We start from the raw sequence: 18,279 nt of genomic DNA, 5'->3' as shown, positions 1-18,279 counted from the left end.
CCCCGGCCGCACAGGAGCGAAGAGGAGGGTTCCATGACCTTCTACAGGATCGCATTGAACTTCGAGGACGGGGTGACCCGCTTCGTCGATTGCAAGCAGGGCGAGAAGGTTCTGGATGCCGCCTTCCGCAACAAGATCAACCTGCCGATGGACTGTTCCGACGGCGTGTGCGGCACCTGCAAGTGCCGCGCCGAAAGCGGCGCCTACGATCTCGGCAATGATTTCATCGAGGATGCACTGACCGAGGACGAGGCGGCGGAGGGCCTGGTGCTGACCTGCCAGATGGTGCCCTCGAGCGATTGCGTGCTCGCGGTGCCGACGACCTCGCTGGCCTGCAAAACCGGCCACCAGAAGTTCGCCGCCACGGTGGCGGCGGTGACGCCGCACCAGGATGCGGCGATCGTGCTGGAACTGGAAGTGGATGCCGCCGCCGCGCCTGCCTTCCTTCCCGGCCAATATGTCAATATCGACGTGCCGGGCAGCGGCCAGAACCGCTCCTACTCCTTTTCCTCGGCGCCGGGGGACCGTCGCCTCGGCTTCCTGATCAAGAAGATTCCCGACGGGGTGATGAGCGGATGGCTTGCCGGCGCAAAGCCCGGCGATCGGCTCGACCTCACCGGCCCGTTGGGGAGCTTCTATCTCAGGGACGTGAAGCGCCCGCTCCTCTTCCTGGCCGGCGGCACGGGGCTTGCGCCCTTCCTGTCGATGCTGGAGGCCCTTGCCAGCACGGGGGCAGGGCAGGCGGTCCATCTGATCTATGGCGTCACCCGCGATCTCGACCTCGTCCTCGTCGACGAGATCGAGGCCTATGCTGCCCGCTTGCCGAACTTCAGCTTCACCACCGTGGTGGCCGAGGAAGCCTCCAGCCATCCACGCAAGGGTTGGGTCACCCAGCACATGCCTGCCGAGCTTCTGCATGGCGGCGATGTCGACGTCTATCTGTGCGGCCCGCCGCCGATGGTCGATGCGGTGCGCCGGCATTTCGACGAGAACGGCGTGAAGCCCGCAAGCTTCCACTATGAAAAGTTCACCCCGAACGCCCCGGCGAAGGAAGCGGCATGAACCCGGCGTGCTTCACCGACCGCTTCGCCGGCAAGGTGCTGGTGGTGACCGGGGCGGCGCAAGGCATCGGCCGCGCCGTGGCGATCCGCGCGGCTCTGGAAGGTGGCCGGGTACTGTTCGTCGACCGTGCCGATTTCGTCGCCGAGGTGGCGGCGCAAGCGGACGGAGAGACGGCCGCCTTCAGCGCCGACCTCGAAACCCATGAGGGGGCCGCGGCGGCGATGCGCTTTGCCGCCGACAGGTTCGGCGGCATCGACATCCTCATCAACAATGTCGGCGGTGCCATCCGCATGCGGCCTTTTCTCGAATTCGAGCCGCAGCAGATCGACGCGGAAATCCGCCGTTCGCTGATGCCGACGCTCTATTGCTGCCATGCGGTGCTGCCTTTGCTGGTCGCCCGCGGCGGCGGCACCATCGTCAACGTCTCCTCCAATGCGACGCGCGGCATCCATCGCCTGCCCTATTCGGCGGCCAAGGGTGGCGTCAACGCCATCACGCAGGCGTTGGCGATGGAGATGGCCAGCTTCGGCATTCGCGTGGTCGCGACCGCGCCAGGCGGCACCGAGGCGCCGCCGCGCCGCATTCCGCGCAACGCGGCCGGCGATACGGACCGGGAAAAGGCCTGGATGGCCGAAGTGGTGAGCCAGGTGAAGCAGTCGAGCTTCCTGAAACGCTACGCCACCATCGAGGAGCAGGCGGCGCCGATCCTGTTCCTCGCCTCGGACGAGGCATCCTACATCACGGGCAGCGTGTTGCCGGTTGCCGGCGGAGACCTGGGCTGAAACGACTTGGACTGAGGGAGCTGGGCTGAGATTTCAAAAAACCGGGGGGATGACAATGCGCAAGATCGACGTGACCGAAGCGATCGACAACAATCCGTTCGGGCGCTTCCAATGGGCGGTGGTGGCGCTTTGCGCATTGCTGCTGATCGTCGACGGCTACGACGTCTTGGTCGCCGGCACGGTGCTGCCGACGCTGATCGCCGAGTGAGGCCTGAGCAGACCGCAGGCCGGCGTGCTGCAGGCCTGGGCGCTGTTCGGCATGATGTTCGGCGCGCTGGTCCTCGGGCCGCTCGCCGACCGTATCGGCCGCAAGAAGGGCATCGCGATCAGCTTCCTGCTGTTCACCCTTGCCACCCTGGCGACCGGCTTTGCCACCTCACTGGACCAGTTCAAGGCCTTCCGCTTCATCGCCGGCCTCGGCTGCGGCGGCCTGATGCCGAACGCCGCCGCGGTGCCACTCCTCCTCTTGCCCTTCATCCTGTGGAAACTGCCGGAATCGCTCTGTTTCCTGATCCGGCAGAGCGAACAGCAAAAGGCGCGGGCCTTTACGCGAGCTTGACCACCTTGGTCAGATGCCGGGGTGCCACCGTATCGACATTGCGGCGTTGGGCGACACGCTCGCCCAGGAGCTGAAGCGCGGGCAGGCAGACCAGGCCGCGCAGCTCGTCGGCGACGTCGAGATCGAGGGAGATGTCGCCCGGCCCACCCAGGCCGACCACGAGGGCGCCCTTCTCGCGCAGCTCCGCCACGAGCTGGGCCTCTTCCTGGGCTGTGCGCGGATCGTAGAGCGTGACCACGAGTGTGCGCTCGTCGAGCAGGCTGACAGGCCCATGCCTGTATTCGAGCGGATGGAAGGCCTGGGTGTAGCTCTGGCTCATCTCCTGCAGCTTGAGCGAAGCCTCCAGACAGATCCCGTAATGCGCGCCGCCGCCGAGATAGACGAAATGGCTGCGGTCGGCGAGCCGCCCGGCCAGCCGTTCGTCCAGGGCTTTCGCCAGGCTTTCGGCCTGTTCCGTCACGGCGGTGGGGATCGCCACGCCAGCCATCCTCAGGCCGAGCAGCAGCATCAGCGAGGCCGAGCTGGTCATGACGATGCCCTCTTCGCCATGGGTCGGCGTGAAGGCGAGATGATCTGCTTCGCGCGCAAGGGCGCCCTCGCGTTCGCAGGTCAATGCCGTCACCACCAGCCCGGCCGCGCGGCTGGCGGCCGCGGCAGCCACGGTCTCGGTAGTCTCGCCGCTGCGCGAGAGCGCGATGACATGCGCTCCAGCGGGATCGGGCAGATAGGCTTGCGGGCGCCTCAGCCATTCCCCGCCCGGCACGGCGATGGCCCTGCGGCCATGGGCGTTGAACACGGCGGCAAGCGAGACGGCAAGGTTATACGAGGTGCCGCAACCGATGATGACGGTGATCGGCGCGTCGATCGCGGGGAGCGATGCCCCAAGGCCCTGCTGCCAGAACGGAAATTGTTCGAAGATGACACGCTCGGTGACGTTCATGACTGTACTCACTGGGTTGGATGGGTTCGATGGCCGGTCACTTGACCGCACCGGCGACGAGGCCGCTGACGAGGTACCGGTTGAGGAAGATGACGATCAGCGTCGGCACGATGATCGCGACCGAACCGGCCGCGTTGATCAGGCCGTAGTCGACGAAGTTCTTCGTCGCGAATTCGGGGACGAGGATGGTCAGGGGCTTGGTTGCCATGGTGGGCGAGAAGATCAGGGGCACCATGAACTGGCCCCAGGCCCCCAGGAAGGTGATGATGGCGGCGGCGACCAGGCCCGGAGCCGCCATCGGCAGCACGATCCTCACCAGGATGTAGAGCCGGCTCGCCCCGTCGATCTGGGCCGCCTCCTCGATGGAAAGGGGCAGGGACTGATAGACGCTGCGCATCAGCCATAGCGACAGCGGCAGAAAGGCCGAGACATAGATCAGCGTAACGCCGAGATAGGTGTCGACCAGGCGCAGCGTCGTCATGATCCGATAGAGCGGGATCAGGACCGTGTATCCCGGTATGGCAAAAGTGGCGACCACAAGGATGAAGATCACCGTGCGCCCCGGGAAGTTCAGGCGCACGAAGGCATAGCCTCCCGCTGCCGCCAGGGCGACGCACAGGATGGTCGCGCCCAGGGAGGTCACGGTACTGTTGATCAGCGCGGCCCGGAATTGCTGCCAGACCATGGTGTCGTTGGCCATGGTGGTGCCGATGCCGAACAGCTTGGCATAGTGATCCAGGGTGAGCGTCTGCGGAAAGAAGTGCACCGTGCTGGCGGTGAGGTCGGGCGTCGGCGTCAGGCTGGTGGCGAAGGCCCAGTAGACGGGCACCAGTGACCACAGCACCAGGACGGCGCAGGCCAGCATGAGACCGAAACGGGACAGGAGGGTGCGCATGGTCAATCGAGCCTGGTTTCGCGATAGACGCGTGAGACGAAGACGAGCGAAACGGCCAGCGAAATGAACATGACCAGCACCGACAGCGCCATGCCCCGGGAAAAGCGCAGGTTCTGGAAAGCCTCCAGATAGACCTGGACCAGGATGGAGCGGGTATCCAGGCTCGAGCCGGCCAGGATCCACACCTCGTCGAAAAGGTTGAAAGCCGTGACCGTCGATTGTGCCAGGGCGATCGCCAGGCCGCTGCGGATGAGAGGCAGCGTCATCATGCGGAAGAGCTGGAAACGATTGGCGCCGTCGATCCGTGCCGCCTCGTAGATATCCTTGGGGATCGACTGCAGGGCTGCCAGCACGATCACCACCGTCAGCGGCATGGTTCGCCAGACATGCACGACGGTGACGAGGATCAGGGCCGAGCTGCGATCGTTGAACCAGACATGCCTGTCGAAATCGAAGCCGATGGCCGTGAGGAGGCCGTTGAGCAGGCCGTGGCTGGGATTGTAGATCCATTGCCAGACGATGGCGTTGACCACGCCCGGCAAGGCCCAGGGCAGGATCACGATCGCCAGGATCCAGCGCCGGCCGATCGTCAATCGGTTGAGCAGCACGGCCGCAGCCACGCCGCCGACGGTCTCCAGGACGACGGCGAGGACGACATAGAAGAGCGTGTTGGCCCAGGCCGTCAGGGCATTCTTGTCGGTGAACAGGGCCGTGTAGTTGGACAGGCCGACGAAGGGCGTGCCCGCCTGCATCGGATCGACCCGATGCAGGCTCTGCCACATGGTGGCGATGACCGGCCAGATCACCAGCCCGATCATCGTCAGCACGATCGGAGCGGCGAGCAGCAGCCCGAGCCAGGCGTCGTTCCGGGCGCCGCTGTTCCGCTCCGTGCCGGCCCGGGTCAGAGCAGCCACGCTCATTGCTGCATGGCTCGCTCGGTTTCATCCGCGATCTGCTTGAGCGCATCGTCGACGCTCAGCTGGCCCTTGGCTGCCTGGTTTATGGCCGTATACACGGCGGAGCTGAACTGGGGATACCAGATCGGCGTTCCCTGCGGGAACAGGCCGCCGGCCGTGGAAGCCTGCTCGATCAGGACTTTGCCGCTTTCGAGCTTGCCGGCCTTGTTCAGGTCTTCGAGCGCCGAGGTCCGTGTCGCCAGCGTGCCGGCCTCGGTATAATTCTTGAGCTGTTGTTCCTTGGCGCTCATCCATTTGACGAAGGCCAGTGCCGCCTCCTTCTTCTGGGAGGTGACGGGGATGCCCATGGCCTCGGGCAGGCCCAGGCTGCGCGTCACGCCGCTTGCTGTCGGGAAGAGGGCAGCCACGGCCTTGCCGGCGACCTTGGATTTGCTGGCGTCGTTGAAGAGCGCGAGCCGGCCGACCTCACCGCAGATCTCCATGCTGACCTGGCCGTCCATGAAAAGCTGGTGGACATCCATGTCGATCAGTCCGGGCGCGGCGGGATCGATCAGGCCCTGCTTGAGGGCGTCGATCTCGAAGGCCAGGGCCTTGTGCCCTGCCGATGACGGGTCGGTGAACAAGGGCTTGAAGTCCTTGTCGAAGAGCTCGCCACCAAAGGCCTTGGTGAGGAGATACCAGGCGGTCGAGGTGCCCTCCGCGGGCGAAAGGGGAATGCCGATCGGGTATTTGGAAACGCCCTTTTCCTTGAGGGTCCGGGCGGCAGCCAGCAATTCATCGAGCGTCTTGGGCATGGCCGTGATGCCGGCCTTGTCGAAGTGCTCCTTGTTGACGATGAGGACGCGGAAATCATTGTTGTAAGGCAGGGCGATCAGCTTGCCGTCGTAGCGGAAGATCGGGCTGGTCGCGATATCCTTGACCGTGGCCTCATCGAGCAGGCCATCGAGCGGGGCATACCAGCCGGCTGCGCCGAACTGGCCGGTCCACGACCAGTCCACCTCCGTGACGTCGGCCGGCGCGCTGCCGGCGAGCAGGGCCGTGACGAGCTTGGCGCGGATGTCGTTCCAGGACAGCGACTGGAGGTCGACGTGAATGCCGGTCTCCTTCTCGAAATCCTCCGCCAATCCCGGCCGTTGCCCGGAGGGCAGCAATACCGAGATCGTCTGTCCTGCCAGGGGCTTGGCCGCGTCCGCCCAGACGGGTTGGGCCAGCATCAGGGTCGAAAGTGCGACGAACGCACGCAATCCGTGCCGTAACATGTCAATGATCCCTCTTTGTATGGTCAGGTGCGGCCATTCCTCGCGCGGCTTGCATGTTCTGTGATCGAGGCGCCCAGGCGCTCGATCCATGCTTGATCCACGGGCCAGTCGAGGTCTTGCGCGGCGCGCAGCAGCGCACCGCCAATCGGGGGAAGCCGTGGCGGCATGGGAGCGGCCCCCAAGCGAGCCGTAACCCTCGTCAGCATGTGTCTGCTGGCGAACACGCCGCCGGCATAGCTCCAGCATCGGCGTGGCCCTGCATCCAGGCGGCGCCAGGCCGCCTCCACGTGGCGGGCGAGATGGTCGGCTGCTTCGTCGAGGATGGCCGCGGCGGTCGCGTCGCCTGCTTCGGCCAGATGGTCAACCAGGACCGACAAGGCTGCGATCTGGGAACGGGGATGGGACAGCTCGACATGCCACTGCAGCAGGGCTTGCGGAGGATCGGCTCGGTCGAGCCCCAGGAAAGCGAAGAAGGCGTCGGCCAGTGCCGGCGCCATGAGCCGCCCGTCGAGGGCCTGGCTGGCGCGGGCGATCACCTCCCGCCCGATCCAGAAGGCGCTGCCCTCGTCGCCGAATGCATCGCCCCAGCCCCCGACACGCAGGCTGTTGCCATGCTCGTCGCGGGCCCAGGCCATCGACCCCGTTCCCGCCAGGATCAGGACGCCGGGCCCGCCGGCGAAGGCTGCGACATGGGCCGCCTCGACATCGTTGAGGATCGCGTGGGATTGCCCGAGCGCCGACGCGGCCGCCTGGTTCTGGGACTGCGTTACCGCTGCAATCTCGCCATAGGCCGGGAGGGCCAGCACGGCATGGTCGCAGGCCCGGGCAACCTCACCGGCTGCCCGGATCTGCGCCTCGAAACCGGCGAGCCAACCGGGGTTGTCGACCGGGTTGATGCCGGTGCCTTCCAGCCAGGTGCCGATCACGCCATCCCGGTTCGCCGTCGCCAGGATCGTCTTGGTGCCGCCGCCGTCGATTGCGAGGATCCCGGCCATCAGGAAGCACCCGCCGGTACATCCACCAGCGCGAGCGGCACGCCGATCTCATGCAACTGCGTTTGCCAGTCCGAAGACAGGTTGGCATCGGTCATGATGCTGATCGAGGGGGTAAGCGGGGCCACCGCGTAAGTGGACATCACCCCGAACTTGCTCGAATCTGTGACGATGAAGCGCTTCTCGGCGCGCTTGAGCATGCGCGCATTCAGGCTCGCCTCGGCGCTGTCGACGCTGTAGATCGTGGCATCCGGGCCGATGGCACTGACGCCGAGGAAGAGCTGGTCGAACCATAGCCGCTCCAGCATCGCCTCGGCCTCCGGCCCGACCAGCGAGGCATTCTCGTTGCGCAACTGGCCGCCGATGACGACCACGCGCAGCTTGGGAACATCCAGGAGTTCCTGGGCCACCAGGAGGCCGTTGGTGAACACGGTCATCGGTATCGGATTGATGCGCAGGAGCCTTGCGAGCTGGCGCACCGTGGTGCCGGCATCCAGGAAGATGGTCGCGTGCGGGGCGAGTTTTTCATAAGCGGCTGCGGCAAGCGCCCGCTTGGCTGCCAGGTTCCGACCCTCGCGCGCACTGAAGGCAACCTCGACGCTCGACCCCTCCGCAATGCGGGCTCCGCCATGAGCCCGGTCGATGATGCCCTGCTCCTCGAGGATCTGCAGGTCACGGCGGATGGTGGCGAGCGAGGCGCCAGCGGCATCGGCCAGGGCCTGAATCGTGGAGGGGCCATGCGTGTAGAGATGGCCGCGGATCGCATCGAGGCGTTCCAGTTTGCTCGACCCCTGAGACATGCATTCCCCGCTGTGATGGCAGGTCAAAACCCGCTCTGATAAAATCAATGAATGCCAATAAAACGACAGAGTCAATCATGATTATGATTTTTTATGATTTTATCGAGTCCTGACGGCAATGATCGAAAGCGCTCGGCAACGCCTCTTCGCAAGGCAGGAGCCGTGGCAAGTTTGCTCGGGCCGGTCGTGGAACGCCTCGATCGATGGCGGGAAAGCAGTCGAACGCCGCGGGGTCCAGGCCTCGGCCTGTCGCTCCATGGCTCGGATGGGCTCTTTAGCGTTTTCGTCAGCGCGGGGAGAGCTGGCTGCGGAACTGGCGGGGCGTCACCCCGGTACGGAGCTTGAAGACGTCATAGAACCGGCTGGCCGAGCCGAAGCCGCAGGCATAGGCCACGTCCAGGATCGGCTGGTCCGTGTCGGCCAGTAGATGCAGGGCCCGGCTGAGGCGAAAGCGGACGATATATTCGTTGATGGACATGCCCAGGACCCGTCGGAACGCCGCTGTGGCGGTGGTCTGATGGATTCCGAGCTCTGCGGCGATCGCGGCGATGGAGAGCTCTTCGCCAAAGCGCAGATTGATGATCTCGATCATCCGCTCGGCGTGATCGAGCGACGGAGAGCGGCCTTCGCGGCGCTCGCCGCCCCCGTCGCGCAGGGCGGAATCATCGGCTTCGAGCGGATCGAGCGCCAGGCGGCGCACGCGCAGGCAGGCCTCGTCCAGGAGCAGGCGCTGGCGGGCGGAGTCGGCGGCGGGCCATTCGTCGACCCAGCGCTGGAATGTGGCCGTGTCCGTTGGATCGATCTGCGCTGCTCTCAAGAAGGCGCCATGCATGACGGCTTTCCGGATCGAGCCTGCGATGGGCAGCGCCATGAAGTCCTGGAAGGGGATGTAGAGGCAGATCAGCCTGGAGCCCGGCGCGACCTCGATGGCCCGGTGCGGGATCGCGGCCCAGAACAGCGCAAGCCGCCGCGTTTCCACGGTTTCCCGCCGTCCCTGGAAGAGGTAGCTCATGCGCCCTTCCAGCAGCAGGTTGAGCTCGACATGGTCGTGCCAGTGCGCCGCCGCCATCGTGCCGGCTACATGGCTCTCGACATGGAAGGAACCGCCATCGAACAGGTCGGTCCAATCGGCAAGCGGGTCTCGAACGGCGCGTGATTGCTTCGCCATGGCTGCAAATTCGATGCTTTGATTCAGGAATAAATTGCCGGAAGAGCGGAAGACATCCCGTTTCGATGAATGAAATAAATGTGGCCTTCCAGTCAACCGGCAAGCAGCACCCACCCTGCGCTGCCCGGTGATGCCTCAACCAGCAAGGATGTACCCCCTTGACCAAGATCTGCCTCGTCGGTGCCGGGAGCACGGTTTTCGCCCAATCGATTCTGAGCGATGTGCTCAGCAACGCCGTGTTTGCCGACTGCGTGATCAGCCTGCACGACATCGACGGCGAGCGCCTGAAGACCTCCGAGATCGTCGCCCGGCGCATCTGCGAGGGGCTGGACCTGCCGCGGGTGCGCATCGAGGCCACGACCGAGCGGCGCGTAGCGCTTGCCGGCGCGAATTTCGTCATCCTGATGATGCAGGTCGGGGGCTATCGACCCGCGACAGTGGTCGATTTTGATATCCCCAAGCGCTATGGCCTGCGCCAGACCATTGCCGACACGCTCGGCATAGGCGGGATCTTCCGTGGCCTTCGCACCATTCCGGTCCTGGAGGAGGTCTGCCGGGACATCGAGGATCTGTGTCCCGATGCGCTCCTGATGAACTACGTCAACCCGATGGCGATCAATTGCTGGGCCATCGGCGAGATCGCGCCGGAGCTGCGCACGGTCGGGCTGTGCCATAGCGTGCAGCACACCTCGGCCCATCTCGCCCGCTGCCTGGGCGAGGATATCGGTGATATCGACTATGTCTCCGCCGGCATCAATCACGTTGCCTTCTTCCTGAAATTCAACAAGCGCCACCGGGACGGCAGCACCGAAGACCTCTATCCCCGCCTCAAGGCGCTGGCGGCGGATGGCAGGGTGCCGCAGGACGATCGCATCCGCTTCGACGCGCTGCAGCGCCTCGGCTATTTCGTCACCGAGTCCTCCGAGCATTTTTCCGAATACACATCCTGGTACATCAAGCGCGGCCGCGACGATCTGATCGAGCGCTACGGCATTCCCCTCGACGAATACATCACCCGCTGCGAGGACCAGATCGGAGGCTGGAACAAGCTGCGCGCCGAGCTCGAGGGCGGAGCGCCCGTGGAGATCTGCCGCAGCAACGAATATGCCGCCGGCATCATCCACGCGCTGGTGACGGGCCAGCCCGGGCTGATCTACGGCAATGTCCGCAATCAGGGGCTCATCGACAATCTGCCGCCCGACTGCGTGGTCGAGGTGCCCTGCCATGTCGACCGCAACGGCATCCAGCCGATCAAGGTCGGTTCTCTCCCACGCCAGCTCGCGGCCGTGATCAGGTTGAGCACCAATGTGCAGGAACTGACGGTGCATGCGGCCCTGGAACGCCGCCGCGAGGCGGTCTACCAGGCCGCATTGCTGGATCCACATACCTCCGCGGAACTGTCGCCGGACCAGATCTGGCATCTGGTCGACGATCTCTTCGCGGCGCATGGCAATCTGCTGCCAGCCTATCGCTGATGTCGAGTCCCCGGAGGAGCCGCCCGGACGGGCTTCACCACCGAGCCCATCAATTCGGTTCTGCCGCCGTTTCCGCGGAGCGCGTCGGAACGTAAACCTTCTTAGGTTGGCGTCTTGGACTTGCGCAGCGCTTCGGTGATCTCGTCACGAGCCACGTCGATCAGCCGCATCATTGCCTGCCGGGCCGCCTCGGGCTCGCGCAACCGGATGGCATCGAACACGGCCCGATGCTTCGTGATGGCATTCTCGTGGGACTGGCTCGCCCGGTTCGTCAGGCGGAAGCTCGCCAGCAGGGCGGCGCGAATGGCGGTGGCGAACTGGCGATAGACCCAGTTGCCGCTGGCATTGATGATGGCAGTGTGGAAATCGAGATCGGCCCGGCTCCAGGCTTCGTTGTCGCGGGAATTGGCCTCGACCATTTCCTCCAGGGCATTGGAAATATGCAGCAAGTCCCGGGCGCCCGCATGGGCGGCTGCGAGCGCCGCGGCCGCCGGCTCCAGCAATTGGCGCGCCTCGATCAGGGAGACGTAGAACCGCTCGTCCGTGCCGAATTTCAGCACGGCATCCAGCACGAGCGGATCGAGATAGTTCCAGTTCTCGCGCGGCAGCACCGTGGTGCCGGCCCGGGTCCGCGAACGGATCATGCCCAGGGCGGACAGATACTGCATGGTCTCGCGCAAGCTCGTGCGGCTCACGCCCAGCTGCTGTGTCAATTCGGCTTCGTTGGGCAGGGTCGCGTTCTCGGGAAACTCGCCTGAAACGATCTTCTCGACGAATTGCCGCAACAGGGCTTCCCGGACGCTGCGCTTGCCGTGGGCGGCGATCGGATTGCCATTGTCGGTCAGTGCCGAGCCGATCCTGATGTCAGTCACTTCCAGTTCCCCCCACGCCGCGGCTTCGGCACCGGCAAGGCTATGCGAGGCGAGCTGGAAAACAAAATCGCGCCAGACGCAACGCGGCTCGCCTCATCAAGGCCATCCGGCCACACATTTCTACGCGTTCGGATGCGAGTCGAAAATAAATAGTATTTATCTTGACAATGATATGATTATTTTTATGGTGCCGCAACCAAACGCGCCGCGGTTTTCAGGCACGATCCGGCGCCGCAGGGCTGGTCAATGATCAAAAGACGGGGAGGAACCGATGAAGCTCTCGAAATTCGCCGCGATGACGACCATTGCTGCCTCCATCTGCGCTGCGGCGGGCAGCGCGATGGCTGAAGGCAAGGATCTGAAGGTTGGCGCCATCTATATGGATGCGCAGGGTTTTTACGCCGGCGTGCGCAAGGGTATTCAGACCGGCGGCGCCGACGCCGGGCGCAAGCTCGACATCATCGAGACCAATGCCCAGGGCGACGTGACCAAGGAAGCCTCTTTCATCGACTCGCTGATTTCGGCCGGCGTCCAGGCCATCATCGTCTCCCCGGTGTCGGCCGATGGTTCCTATCGTGCGATCCGCCGGGCACACGATGCCGGCGTTCCCGTGGTCTGCTACAACACCTGCCTGAACGAGGCCGACATGAAGGAGTATGTCTCGGCCTATGCCGTCGGCGATCCCTATGATTTCGGACACAAGCTGGGCGAGGTCGCGGGCGACTATTTCATCGCGCAGAAGAAGGATGCTCCCAAGATCGCGGTGCTCAACTGCGAATTCGTCGAGGTCTGCGTCACGCGTCGCAAGGGCTTCGAGGAAGCCCTCAAGGCCAAGGTGCCCGGCGCCCAGATCGTGGCCAACCAGGAAGGCGCGATCCTCGACAAGGCCGTCTCGGTCGCGAGCACCATGCTGTCCTCCCATCCGGATCTCGATGCCTTCTTCGGCGAGGCGGGCGGGGCTACGCTCGGCGCTGCGCGCGCGGTCAAGAGCCAGGGGCGCGTCGGCAAGACCGTGGTGTTCGGGGGCGACATGACCACCGAGATCGCCCAGGAACTGGCCGACAACTCCGTCATCAAGGGCGTCGTCGACATTTCCGGCCAGGGGCTGGGCAAGCTTGCCCTGGCCCAGGCGATCAAGTCGATCGACGGCCAGCCGCCGGCAGGCATCAAGGTCGCCTACGATATCGATGTCTACAAGAGTGCAGCGGACGGGCAGGCCTGGCTCAAGGCGCATGCCGACGGCATCCCCTAAAGCGTTTTGCGATTTGGTGGAATCACTAAGAAACGCAAAGACGCGTCAGAACAAGGAGTTAGAGCAAAGCGCGTTCACGCTTGAACGCGCTTTGCTCTAGGGATCGCCTGAGGGCTTCCCCGTTGCGGCCAGGCAAGGATAGCGACATGACGCCAGCCATTTCCCCAGGCCCGTTGGCCGACGCCGAACGGGTTGCCTCCATCCGCAATTGCACCAAGCGCTATCCCGGCGTGCTGGCGCTCGACGACGTCACCTTCGAGGTGGCGGCCGGCGAGGTGAGGGCCCTGCTGGGCAAGAATGGTGCGGGCAAGTCGACCCTGATCCGCCTGCTCACCGGTGCCGAGCTGCCCGATAGCGGCCTGGTCGAGATTGCCGGCCAGGCACTGGGCCAGACCGGCTCCGCCCGCGCACAGGCCGCCTTCGCCAGCGGCGTGCGCGTGGTCTATCAGGAACTCAGCCTGGTGCCCGGCATGTCGCTGGCCGAGAATTTGTTCCTCGGCCGCTGGCCGCGCCAGGGCGGTGTCATCCAATCTGCACGGATGGAGGCCGAGGCTGCCGAGGCCATGGCAAGGCTGGGGTTGGACCTGTCGCCCAGGCGGCTCGTTGCCAGCCTTTCGCCGGCCGAAAGGCAATTGCTGGAGATCGCACGCGTGCTGATCGGCAAGCCCCGGCTGGTGATCCTGGACGAACCGACCAGCTCGCTTGCGGCCGCCGAGGCCGAGCGGGTGATGGCGGCGGTGACACGCATCGCGGCGGAAGGCATCGCCGTGATCTATGTCAGCCACCGCATGAACGAAATCCGCCGGGTCGCGCACAGCGCCACGGTGATGCGCGATGGACGGGTGATCGATACCGTCGACGTGAAGGGGGCGGACACGCGCCAGATCGTCCGCCTCATGCTCGGCTCGGAAAGCGGGCCGGCCGCACAGCTGGAGAACCGGGTCGCGGACAACACCCTGCTCGAGGTGAGGGATCTCGCTTTGGCGCCGAAACTGTCATCCGTGTCCTTTCGCCTGCGGCAAGGCGAGGTCCTCGGCATTGCCGGGCTCCTGGGATCGGGGCGCACCGAATTGCTGCAGGCCATGATGGGCGTGCGCGCGGCCGACCGTGGCGAGATCCATGTGGATGGCAAGCCGGTGACGGGCGCACGCTATCGTCACATGGTCGAGCGCGGTTTCGGCTACACCCCCGAGAGCCGCAAGGAGGAAGGCATCGTTCCGCTACTCGGCGTCGATGAAAATACGCTGGTGACGGATCTTGCGGCTGTCAGCCGCCGCGGCGTGCTCTCCGCCGGCCTGATGGCCGCTGCTACGCGTCGGATCGTCGAGCATCTCCACGTCAAGACCGCCCGCACCGACACGCCGATCGGCACTCTGTCGGGCGGAAACCAGCAGAAGGTGGTGATCGGCCGCTGGGTCCATGCGCGCAGCCGCGTGCTGCTGCTCGACGAACCCACCCGCGGCGTCGACGTGGAAGCCAAGTCCCAGATCTACGCCATCATAAGGCAGCTTGCCGCCGAGGGGCGCGGCATCGTCTTCGTCTCCAGCGAGATCGAGGAATTGCCGCTGGTCTGCGATCGCGTGCTCGTGCTGCGCGAGGGTCGGCTCGCCGAAGAATTCACTGCGCCCGAGATTGATCAGGATGCCGTCATGGCCGCCTGCATCGCCGGACACTGACGAGGATACGCGATGTCACAGGACAGAACCGCAGGGGGCGCCGTTTCGGATCGAGGCGCCCGTGCAGGCTTCGATTTCTCTCGCCACATGAACGAATTGAGCCTGTTTGCAGCGATCATCGTGCTCTACGTGGTGTTCACGGCCAGCGCCACCGGCTTCCTTTCGTTCAACAACCAGATCAACATCCTGCGCGACGCCGCCACGATCGGCATCGCCGCCTGGGCGGCGACGCTGATCATCATTGCCGGCGAGATCGATGTGAGCGTCGGCCCGATGGTGGCCTTCGTCTCGGTGGTGCTGGCCTATTTCCTGCAGTGGGGCGTGCCGACAGTGCCGGCCTTCGCCCTGGCCATCGTGGTCGGCGGTCTCTTGGGCTCGATCGCCGGCGTGCTGAGGGCGTTCTTCGACGTGCCGTCCTTCGTGGCTACGCTCGGCCTGTGGAGCGCGCTGCGCGGCATTGCCCTGTTCATCACCGATGCCCTGCCGGTGTCGATTGGGCGCAATGACATCGTCGACGCGCTCGACCGGCCGGTCCTGGGGATTCCGCCTGCCGCGATCATCATGCTGGTGCTCTTCGGCGTCTTTGCTTTCGTCAGCCGCAAGACCGCCTTCGGCCGCAGCGTCTTCGCCATTGGCGGCAATGCGCAGGCCGCCTTCCTGAGCGGCATCAATGTCGTGCGCATCCGGGTCATGCTGTTTGCCATCGGCGGTGCCATGGCCGCCGTCACCGGCATCCTCCTGGTCTCGCGGCTGGGCTCGGGCAATGCCACCGCTGCGAGCGGCCTGGAGTTCGACGTCATCGCCGCCGTCGTCGTAGGCGGCACCTCGCTCTCGGGCGGACGGGGCTCGATGCTCGGCACGCTGCTCGGAGTCCTCGTCATCACCCTGATCGGCAACGGCCTGGTGCTGCTAGGCATCAATCCCTTCTTCCAGCAGGTCGTGCGCGGATTGATCATCGTCATCGCCGTGCTGGCCAACATCCAGGCCATCAAGCGCTCCATGGCGCGAAACAAGGGCTAGGACATGCCGGTTGTCGATCTTCAGCACGGCTGCCTGCGGGCGCAATTGTCGACGGCAGGCGGGCTCGTCCTCGGCCTGTGGTGGGAGGAGGACGGCGTGCGCATTCCTCTCCTGCGCCCGGCGTCCTCGCCGGACGCCGATGCCCTGTCCTCGGCTTGCTATCCGCTGGTGCCGTTCGGCAACCGCGTCAGAGATAACCACTTCCGTTTCGAGGGACAGGACCATGTCCTGGAGCCGAACACGGATTGGGACAGGCATTATCTGCACGGGGAGGGCTGGCAGGCCGGTTGGCGCATCACCGCGCAGGACTCGGCGGGCCTTGCGATGGTGTTCTCGCATACAGGCGGCGGCACGCCCTACGCCTACCAGGCCGAGCAGCGTTTCGCCCTCGTCGACGGCGCCTTCGAGATGCGGTTGGCGGTGACCAATCGCGGCAGCGCCCCCCTGCCTTATGGACTGGGATGGCACCCCTATTTCCCCCTGACGCCGGCCACGACGCTGATGGCGAAGGTGAAGGCGCTGTGGACGGAAGTGGAGGAGTGGCTCCCCGGCGAGCCCGTCGCCATTCCCGAGGAGCTCGACTTTTCTGCCCCTCGTGCCATTCCGGATCGGTGGGCCAATAATGGCCTGCAGGGCTGGAACGGCCTTGCCGTGATCACCTGGCCGGAACGGGACATGCAGCTCCGACTCGAGGCCGACCCGGTGTTCAGGCATGCCTTCCTCTTCGTCTCCGATACGCAATTCGATTCCTCCTTCCGGCGGGACTATTTCTGCTTCGAGCCGATGTCGCACCTGGCCAATGGCCATAACCTGCCCGACCTGGGAGATCTGACGGTTCTCGGGCCCGGGGAGACATTGGCCGGCAGCGTCCGGCTTCGACCGCAACGTCTTTCCGGCCGGCCGCTTCAGCGCGGCGATCATTCCCGTCAACGGGCCTGAGTCCTGGAGCCTGCAATGTCCGACAAGGGGCAGTTCGATTTCATCATCGTCGGGGGAGGCAGCGCGGCCTGTGTCGTCGCCTCCCATCTCGTCGGGCGGGCCAAGGCGCGGGTGCTGCTGATCGAGCGCGGGCCGGCGAAGGCAAGCCCGATCATCGACATCCCGGCCGGCTATATGAAGTTCCTGGCCAAGGATAGCTATCTGGCCATGCACCACACGGCGCCGCAGCCCCAGCTCGACGGGCGAGGGCCGATCGTGCCGCAGGGGCGCGTGCTCGGCGGCGGCAGCACCGTCAACGCCATGGTCTATATGCGCGGCCAGCCCGGCGACTATGCACGCTGGAACGCAGCCGTGACCGCGCCCGGCGCCGCCAATGACGGCGCCTGGTCCTATGAGGACATGCTAACCTATTTCAGGGCGCAGGAGGACAATGATCACCTGGCCGACGCCTTCCATGGCGTCGGCGGTCCGCTCAAGGTCTCGCATCTCGGCCATACCAGTCCGATGACGCGGACCTATGTGAAGACGCTGCAAGGCATGGGTATCCCTTATAATCCCGATTTCAACGGCGCTTCCCAATTCGGCGTCGGCTTCATGCAGCACACCATCGACTGGGCCACCCGCCGGCGCTGCAGCGCCGTCACGGCCTTTCTCGCCCCGGTGATGCGTGATCCCCGCCTGACCATCGTGACCGATGCGACGGTGACGGGGATCCGCATCAAGCAGGGCCGTGCGGTCGGCGTCGACTATCTGCAGGGCGGGAGCCGCCATAAAGCGGAGGCCGGCACTGAAGTGATCTTGGCAGCCGGGGCCTACCAGACGCCGAAGCTTCTGATGCTGTCGGGCGTCGGCCCCGAGGACGAGCTCTCCCGTCACGGTATCGCCGCCAAGGTTGTACTGCCCGGCGTCGGGCGCAACCTCCAGGACCATTACGAGTGTCCCGTCGTCGCCACGACGCGGGGAAGCTTCGGCTACTATCGCCAGGACCGCGGTTGGCCGATGATCAAGGCCGGCCTGCAATATCTGCTGTTCGGCACGGGGCCGGCCTCGACCACCGGCGTGGAAACTTGCGCCTTCTTCGATCCGACCGGGAGCAGTGCCGAACCGACCATCCAGATGTTCTGCGTGCCGACAGTCTATCTCGACAGGGACGTGATGGGCACCAACCCTGGAGATGGCGTCACCATCAATTCGCTGCTGCTGCGGCCCAAGGCGCGCGGCCGCGTGACGCTCGCCAGCGCCGATCCTCTCGCCGACCCCATCATCGACACCCAGATCTTCGGCCATCCCCACGACCTTGCCACGACGATGGCCGGATTCCGCTTTGCGCGGCAGGTGCTGGCTGCCGCGCCCCTGCGCGACCTGATCGACAAGGAGATCTTCCCAGGTCCCGCCGTGACGAACGACGAGGCGATCGCCGCCCATTGCCGGCGCACGGTCAAGACGGGATATCATCCCGTCGGGACCTGCAGGATGGGCCACGATGCCGATCCCGAGGCGGTTCTCGCGCCCGATCTGCGGGTGCGTGGGATCGAGGGCCTCAGGGTCGTCGACGCCTCGATCATGCCGGCCATCGTCAGCGGCAACACCAATGCCGCCGTGCTCGCTGCGGCGGGGAAGGCTGCGGACCTCATCCTTCATTCATGAATTGCGGCGGGCGGCCGGGCCAGG

Annotated in this window: 16 protein-coding genes and 1 pseudogene; 9 read left to right on the top strand and 8 right to left on the bottom strand. The window is 65.2% G+C overall.

Going from position 1 to position 18,279, the window contains the following annotated elements:
- The first annotated feature begins 33 nt into the window (after positions 1 to 33).
- The 3 genes and pseudogenes from benC to BA190_RS36725 all read left to right on the top strand — a co-directional run.
- Positions 34 to 1,062 (top strand): benzoate 1,2-dioxygenase electron transfer component BenC, encoded by a 1,029-nt coding sequence (gene benC, locus BA190_RS01880; protein ID WP_068281762.1) that lies wholly within the window; start codon positions 34 to 36, stop codon positions 1,060 to 1,062.
- Complete coding sequence (gene benD, locus BA190_RS01875) at positions 1,059 to 1,844, top strand: benzoate diol dehydrogenase BenD (protein ID WP_068281760.1); 786 nt, start codon at positions 1,059 to 1,061, stop codon at positions 1,842 to 1,844. Before benC ends, benD begins: the two co-directional genes overlap by 4 nt.
- A 55-nt stretch (positions 1,845 to 1,899) precedes the next feature.
- Positions 1,900 to 2,385: pseudogene (locus BA190_RS36725) on the top strand (MFS transporter); the annotation flags it as partial.
- A 4-nt stretch (positions 2,386 to 2,389) separates the two neighbouring features.
- On the opposite strand, the gene BA190_RS01865 reads toward BA190_RS36725, so the two are convergent.
- The 7 genes from BA190_RS01865 to BA190_RS01835 all read right to left on the bottom strand — a co-directional run bounded on the left by BA190_RS01865 (position 2,390) and on the right by BA190_RS01835 (position 9,374).
- Positions 2,390 to 3,343: an SIS domain-containing protein gene (locus BA190_RS01865; protein ID WP_068281756.1), complete on the bottom strand. Its 954-nt coding sequence runs from the start codon at positions 3,341 to 3,343 to the stop codon at positions 2,390 to 2,392.
- A 37-nt stretch (positions 3,344 to 3,380) separates the two neighbouring features.
- Positions 3,381 to 4,238, bottom strand: a complete 858-nt coding sequence (locus BA190_RS01860; protein WP_068281754.1) for a carbohydrate ABC transporter permease — start codon at positions 4,236 to 4,238, stop codon at positions 3,381 to 3,383.
- A gap of 2 nt (positions 4,239 to 4,240) precedes the next feature.
- Positions 4,241 to 5,158, bottom strand: a complete 918-nt coding sequence (locus BA190_RS01855) for a carbohydrate ABC transporter permease (protein WP_068281752.1) — start codon at positions 5,156 to 5,158, stop codon at positions 4,241 to 4,243.
- Entirely contained in the window at positions 5,155 to 6,414 is a 1,260-nt protein-coding gene (locus BA190_RS01850; RefSeq protein ID WP_068281750.1) for a sugar ABC transporter substrate-binding protein, read from the bottom strand. The genes BA190_RS01855 and BA190_RS01850 overlap by 4 nt, the downstream gene beginning before the upstream one ends.
- A gap of 23 nt (positions 6,415 to 6,437) precedes the next feature.
- Entirely contained in the window at positions 6,438 to 7,409 is a 972-nt protein-coding gene (locus BA190_RS01845) for an N-acetylglucosamine kinase (RefSeq protein WP_068281748.1), read from the bottom strand.
- Positions 7,409 to 8,206, bottom strand: coding sequence for a DeoR/GlpR family DNA-binding transcription regulator (locus tag BA190_RS01840; RefSeq protein ID WP_068281746.1), 798 nt, complete (start codon positions 8,204 to 8,206; stop codon positions 7,409 to 7,411). The genes BA190_RS01845 and BA190_RS01840 overlap by 1 nt, the downstream gene beginning before the upstream one ends.
- 286 nt (positions 8,207 to 8,492) lie before the next feature.
- Positions 8,493 to 9,374, bottom strand: coding sequence for a helix-turn-helix domain-containing protein (locus BA190_RS01835; RefSeq protein ID WP_082979373.1), 882 nt, complete (start codon positions 9,372 to 9,374; stop codon positions 8,493 to 8,495).
- A 158-nt stretch (positions 9,375 to 9,532) separates the two neighbouring features.
- Here BA190_RS01835 and BA190_RS01830 point away from each other — a divergent pair, with 158 nt between their 5' ends.
- A complete protein-coding gene (locus tag BA190_RS01830; RefSeq protein ID WP_068281744.1) occupies positions 9,533 to 10,849 on the top strand; it encodes an alpha-glucosidase/alpha-galactosidase in 1,317 nt (438 codons plus the stop codon).
- Between the two features lie 101 nt (positions 10,850 to 10,950).
- On the opposite strand, the gene BA190_RS01825 is transcribed toward BA190_RS01830, so the two are convergent.
- On the bottom strand, positions 10,951 to 11,721 hold the full coding sequence (locus BA190_RS01825; RefSeq protein ID WP_245314489.1) for a FadR/GntR family transcriptional regulator: 771 nt from the start codon (positions 11,719 to 11,721) through the stop codon (positions 10,951 to 10,953).
- Positions 11,722 to 11,992: 271 nt separating this feature from the next.
- Here BA190_RS01825 and BA190_RS01820 point away from each other — a divergent pair, with 271 nt between their 5' ends.
- The 5 genes from BA190_RS01820 (at position 11,993) to BA190_RS01800 (ending at position 18,255) form a co-directional block, all read left to right on the top strand.
- A complete protein-coding gene (locus tag BA190_RS01820; RefSeq protein WP_068281742.1) occupies positions 11,993 to 12,973 on the top strand; it encodes a substrate-binding domain-containing protein in 981 nt (326 codons plus the stop codon).
- Between the two features lie 146 nt (positions 12,974 to 13,119).
- Positions 13,120 to 14,649 carry a sugar ABC transporter ATP-binding protein gene (locus BA190_RS01815; RefSeq protein ID WP_068281740.1) on the top strand — a complete coding sequence of 510 codons (1,530 nt, stop codon included), beginning with the start codon at positions 13,120 to 13,122 and terminating at the stop codon, positions 14,647 to 14,649.
- Positions 14,650 to 14,661: 12 nt separating this feature from the next.
- A complete protein-coding gene (locus tag BA190_RS01810; RefSeq protein ID WP_082979372.1) occupies positions 14,662 to 15,669 on the top strand; it encodes an ABC transporter permease in 1,008 nt (335 codons plus the stop codon).
- 3 nt (positions 15,670 to 15,672) lie between these two features.
- Positions 15,673 to 16,608 carry an aldose 1-epimerase gene (locus tag BA190_RS01805; protein WP_068281736.1) on the top strand — a complete coding sequence of 312 codons (936 nt, stop codon included), beginning with the start codon at positions 15,673 to 15,675 and terminating at the stop codon, positions 16,606 to 16,608.
- A 15-nt stretch (positions 16,609 to 16,623) separates the two neighbouring features.
- Entirely contained in the window at positions 16,624 to 18,255 is a 1,632-nt protein-coding gene (locus tag BA190_RS01800; RefSeq protein ID WP_068281734.1) for a GMC family oxidoreductase, read from the top strand.
- Positions 18,256 to 18,279 lie beyond the last annotated feature (24 nt).

It is taken from the genome of Labrys sp. WJW (assembly GCF_001676615.1).
Taxonomy (GTDB): domain Bacteria; phylum Pseudomonadota; class Alphaproteobacteria; order Rhizobiales; family Labraceae; genus Labrys; species Labrys sedimenti.
This window is presented reverse-complemented; position numbering and strand designations above follow the sequence as displayed.

Coding starts and splice junctions, on each gene's coding strand:
- BA190_RS01820 (WP_068281742.1), top strand. CDS start 11,993: ATGAAGCTCTCGAAATTCGCCGCGATGACGACCATTGCTGCCTCCATC.
- BA190_RS01860 (WP_068281754.1), bottom strand. CDS start 4,238: ATGCGCACCCTCCTGTCCCGTTTCGGTCTCATGCTGGCCTGCGCCGTC.
- BA190_RS01850 (WP_068281750.1), bottom strand. CDS start 6,414: ATGTTACGGCACGGATTGCGTGCGTTCGTCGCACTTTCGACCCTGATG.
- BA190_RS01815 (WP_068281740.1), top strand. CDS start 13,120: ATGACGCCAGCCATTTCCCCAGGCCCGTTGGCCGACGCCGAACGGGTT.
- BA190_RS01855 (WP_068281752.1), bottom strand. CDS start 5,158: ATGAGCGTGGCTGCTCTGACCCGGGCCGGCACGGAGCGGAACAGCGGC.
- BA190_RS01840 (WP_068281746.1), bottom strand. CDS start 8,206: ATGTCTCAGGGGTCGAGCAAACTGGAACGCCTCGATGCGATCCGCGGC.
- BA190_RS01805 (WP_068281736.1), top strand. CDS start 15,673: ATGCCGGTTGTCGATCTTCAGCACGGCTGCCTGCGGGCGCAATTGTCG.
- BA190_RS01800 (WP_068281734.1), top strand. CDS start 16,624: ATGTCCGACAAGGGGCAGTTCGATTTCATCATCGTCGGGGGAGGCAGC.
- BA190_RS01845 (WP_068281748.1), bottom strand. CDS start 7,409: ATGGCCGGGATCCTCGCAATCGACGGCGGCGGCACCAAGACGATCCTG.
- benC (WP_068281762.1), top strand. CDS start 34: ATGACCTTCTACAGGATCGCATTGAACTTCGAGGACGGGGTGACCCGC.
- BA190_RS01835 (WP_082979373.1), bottom strand. CDS start 9,374: ATGGCGAAGCAATCACGCGCCGTTCGAGACCCGCTTGCCGATTGGACC.
- BA190_RS01810 (WP_082979372.1), top strand. CDS start 14,662: ATGTCACAGGACAGAACCGCAGGGGGCGCCGTTTCGGATCGAGGCGCC.
- benD (WP_068281760.1), top strand. CDS start 1,059: ATGAACCCGGCGTGCTTCACCGACCGCTTCGCCGGCAAGGTGCTGGTG.
- BA190_RS01865 (WP_068281756.1), bottom strand. CDS start 3,343: ATGAACGTCACCGAGCGTGTCATCTTCGAACAATTTCCGTTCTGGCAG.